Below are 885 nucleotides of genomic sequence, written 5' to 3'. Positions count from 1 at the left end.
GTGGAAGCCTGCGGAGGAACACGACAACCGCTGGTTTCAACGAACGGGAGAACTGCAGCGCNGATCGATCGCTGCCCGCANAGAACATCGGAGGAAGGGAGAAGAGAAGCCGGGAGGCTGAAACGAAAAAGGGCCCGCCGTAGGCGAGCCCTTTAAATATGGTGGGTCGTGCTGGATTCGAACCAGCGACCAATTGGTTAAAAGCCAACTGCTCTACCAACTGAGCTAACGACCCGCTCCCGAAGGAGGCGCAAATAATACGGATTTATTTCTGGGTGACAAGGGGTTAACCGAAATTTTTTCCGCTTTATTGATAGTTTGTTGGATCTTTAACCAATGCATCCTCGAACCCCTGGCTGCGCAAGCGGCAGCTGTCGCATTTGCCACAGGCATTGCCATTCTCGTCAGCCTGATAGCAGGACACCGTGAGCCCGTAATCCAGCCCCAGCGCTACCCCCTGCTGAATAATCTGCGCCTTGCTCAGGTGCATCAACGGGGTCTCGATCTGCATCGGCCGGCCTTCCACCCCGGCCTTGGTGGCCAGGTTGGCCATGGACTGGAACGCCTCGATAAAGGCCGGGCGGCAATCCGGGTAACCGGAATAGTCCACCGCATTCACGCCAATAAAAATGGCTTGTGCATCAACCACTTCTGCCAGACCCAACGCCAATGACAGGAACACGGTGTTGCGCGCCGGCACATAGGTCACCGGGATGCCTGCGCCACCGTCTTCCGGCACATCGATAGAATGATCGGTCAGGGCGGAGCCGCCGATATTGCCCATGCCCAGCTCAATAACGCGGTGGCTCAGTGCCCCCAGCGCCCCGGACACCTGCACCGCCGCATCCAGCTCCGAGCGGGTCCGCTGGCCATAATCAAAGGCGA

Annotated in this window: 1 protein-coding gene and 1 tRNA gene; both read right to left on the bottom strand. The window is 58.1% G+C overall.

The features are described from left to right. Positions 1 to 159 precede the first annotated feature (159 nt). Positions 160 to 235, bottom strand: a tRNA-Lys gene (locus A3754_RS03415). A gap of 72 nt (positions 236 to 307) precedes the next feature. After that, on the bottom strand, positions 308 to 885 hold a 578-nt coding region (gene queC, locus A3754_RS03410; protein ID WP_063518853.1), incomplete at its 5' end, for a 7-cyano-7-deazaguanine synthase QueC.

Source organism: Alcanivorax sp. HI0083, assembly GCF_001635175.1.
The sequence above is the reverse complement of the archived record's forward strand: the minus strand, read 5'-3'. Positions and strand labels throughout refer to the sequence as shown.